Origin of the sequence: Pseudoroseomonas cervicalis ATCC 49957, from assembly GCF_000164635.1 — a bacterium.
GTDB classification, from domain to species: Bacteria; Pseudomonadota; Alphaproteobacteria; order Acetobacterales; family Acetobacteraceae; genus Pseudoroseomonas; species Pseudoroseomonas cervicalis.
Genome location: NZ_GG770778.1, coordinates 851,360 through 853,836, shown reverse-complemented (window position 1 = coordinate 853,836; position 2,477 = coordinate 851,360). Strand labels below are relative to the sequence as shown.

Below are 2,477 nucleotides of genomic sequence, written 5' to 3'. Positions count from 1 at the left end.
CGAGGCCGGGCTGGTCGAGGCCGCGCGGGCCGCCGGGCTCGGGCTGCACCCGGTCGGTCCGCTCTACGCCGCCGCCGGCGCCCGGCCGGACATGGCCGGGCTGGTGATGGGCTATGCCGGGCTGACGCCGGCGGAGATCACCGCCGGGGTGGCGCTGCTGCGGCAGGTGCTGCGAAACTTTGTGGCCCTGCCGGGCTGAACCGCCGGCTCAGGCGGCGCGCACCTCGCTGAGGAAGCTGCCCACCTCGGCCTGCAGCTTCTCGGAACTGCGCGACAGCTCGGCGGCGGCGGTCAGCACCTCGGCCGAGGCGGCGCCGGTCTCCCCGGCATTGCGGCTGACGCTGGCGATGGTGCGCGTCACCTCGTCGGTGGCCTGGGCGGTGCTCTGCACGGTGCGGGCGATCTCGCCGGTGGCGGCGCTCTGCTCCTCCACCGCCGCGGCGATGGTCACGGTGATGGCGCTGACCTCCTCGATGGTGGCGGCGATGGCCTGGATGGCGTTGACGGTGTTCGAGGTGGCGGCCTGGATCTCGGCGATCTGGGCGGCGATCTCGTCGGTGGCGCGGCTGGTCTGGCTGGCGAGGTTCTTCACCTCCGAGGCGACGACGGCGAAGCCCTTGCCGGCCTCGCCCGCCCGCGCCGCCTCGATCGTCGCGTTCAGCGCCAGCAGATTGGTCTGCCCGGCGATCGAGGTGATCAGGCTGACCACCTCGCCGATCTTGTTGGCGGAGCTGGCCAGGGCGCGCACCGTGCTGTCGGTGTCGCGGGCGTTCTGCACGGCGCGGCCGGTCACCGCGGTCGCCTGCGCCACCTGCCGGCTGATCTCGCCGATCGAGGCGGTCAGCTCCTCGGTCGCCGACGCCACGGTCTGCACCCCGCCGCTGGTGGAGCGGGCGGCGTTGCTGACCGTCGTCGCCTCCTCATTGGTCTGCCGGGCGATCCGCGACATGGAGCTGGCGGTGGCCTCCAGCTCGGTCGAGGCGGCGGCGAGATGGCCGGTCAGGCCGTTCACCGTCCCCTCGAAGCTGCGCACCAGGGCGGCCAGCTTCTCGGCCCGGCGCTCCTTGGCCTGCTGCTCCTGCGCCTGCTCGGCCGCCACGCGGCGGGCCTCCTGCGCGTTGCGCTTGAACACCTCCAGCGTGCGCGCCAGGTCGCCGATCTCGTCGCGCCGGTCGGCGCCCTCCACCGCGACCTCCAGCTGGCCCTGGGCCAGCTCGCCCATGCTGCCGGTGATGCGGCAGAGCGGCAGGCTGACCTGCCAGCGGGCGATCCACAGCACCAGCAGCAGCGGCAGGCCGAGGCCGAACAGGGCGGCCACCGCCAGCTCGATGCGCAGCGAGGCATAGGCCTTCTCGCCCTCGCGCACCGCGTCGGCCATCTCGCGGCGGTTGGCGGTGACGATGCTGTCCAGGATCTCGACCACCTGCCGGCGCGCCAGGCGGGCCTCGTTCAGCGAGACGCGCTTTGCCTCATCGTCGCGGCCGGCCGCGGCCAGCTCGAAGATGCGGGCGGCGTGGTCGCGATAGGCCTGCGCCGCCTGCTCGGCCTGCACCACCAGGGGCACGCGGGCGGGCGAGGCGCGGCCGCGCAGCGCCTGCAACTCGGCGAGGGTCCGGCCCATCTCGGCATCGAAGGCGGCGCGGCGGCGCTGCACCGCCTCCGCCCCCGTCTCCAGGATGGCGTTCTTCTCCTCCGTCGCGGCGGCGTTGATGGCGATGGCGACGCCCGTCGCGTGGATCAGCCGCGGCACGCGGACGCCGACCACATCCTGCGCCTCCGCGGCCTGGCGCGACAGCCCGTTCATGCTGGCCCAGAGCAGGCCGAGGCTGCCCAGCAGCATCGCCCCCACGGCGAGGCCGAGCTTGCTGCCGATCCGCAGATTCCGGAAAAAGCCCATTCTGCCACCCCCTGGGCCCGCCGCCGTCCCGCGCTGTCCTGGCGCGCCGGCCCGGCGGGCCAATGTCTTGCCCGCATCCTGCGCGCGGGGGGTGAAGGAGGTCTGAAGCGCCACAGCCAAGCGGAAGCCTGGCCATCGCCCCCGTGGCGGGGCTTGCCTGAATAGTCACGTTATATCATAACAAAACCTGTCCCGAGGCGGCGTCCGGCGCCGCCCCCACCCTGGCGGCAGGACGGCATGGCAGGCAACGACACCACCCTGCGCGAGGCGCATTGGCAGCGCTGGCCCGGCGACGAATGGGCGTGTTTCGACGCGCTGCCGCAGGCGGTGCGGCGGCGGCTGCAGCAGCACGCCTACGACCCTTGGGCGGTCAACGCGCTGAAGCTCTGGCAGCTTTTCCGGCGGCAGACCGGCAGCAGCGCCCGCGCCGAGCGGCGGATGCTGCGCCATCTGGACCAGTGCGAGGCGCTGGAGCGCGCGCTGTTCGCCCGCGCCTATGCCGGGCGGCACCGGCAGGCGCTGCCGCATGACGCGGCCGGCGCCACCGTGCTGCGCGATGGCGGCGCACCGGGCCGTCGCC

3 protein-coding genes are annotated in these 2,477 nt (G+C 74.0%); 2 read left to right on the top strand and 1 reads right to left on the bottom strand.

What is annotated here, in order from left to right; all coding sequences use genetic code 11:
• A partial coding sequence (locus HMPREF0731_RS25330) for a hypothetical protein (protein ID WP_007004177.1) occupies nt 1–199 on the top strand: 199 nt, incomplete at its 5' end.
• Between the two features lie 9 nt (nt 200–208).
• On the opposite strand, the gene HMPREF0731_RS10915 is transcribed toward HMPREF0731_RS25330, so the two are convergent.
• Nucleotides 209–1,897, bottom strand: coding sequence for a methyl-accepting chemotaxis protein (locus tag HMPREF0731_RS10915; RefSeq protein ID WP_007004176.1), 1,689 nt, complete (start codon nt 1,895–1,897; stop codon nt 209–211).
• A gap of 237 nt (nt 1,898–2,134) precedes the next feature.
• On the opposite strand from HMPREF0731_RS10915, the gene HMPREF0731_RS25325 reads away from it, so the two are divergent.
• On the top strand, nt 2,135–2,477 hold a 343-nt coding region (locus HMPREF0731_RS25325; protein ID WP_007004175.1), incomplete at its 3' end, for a DUF6525 family protein.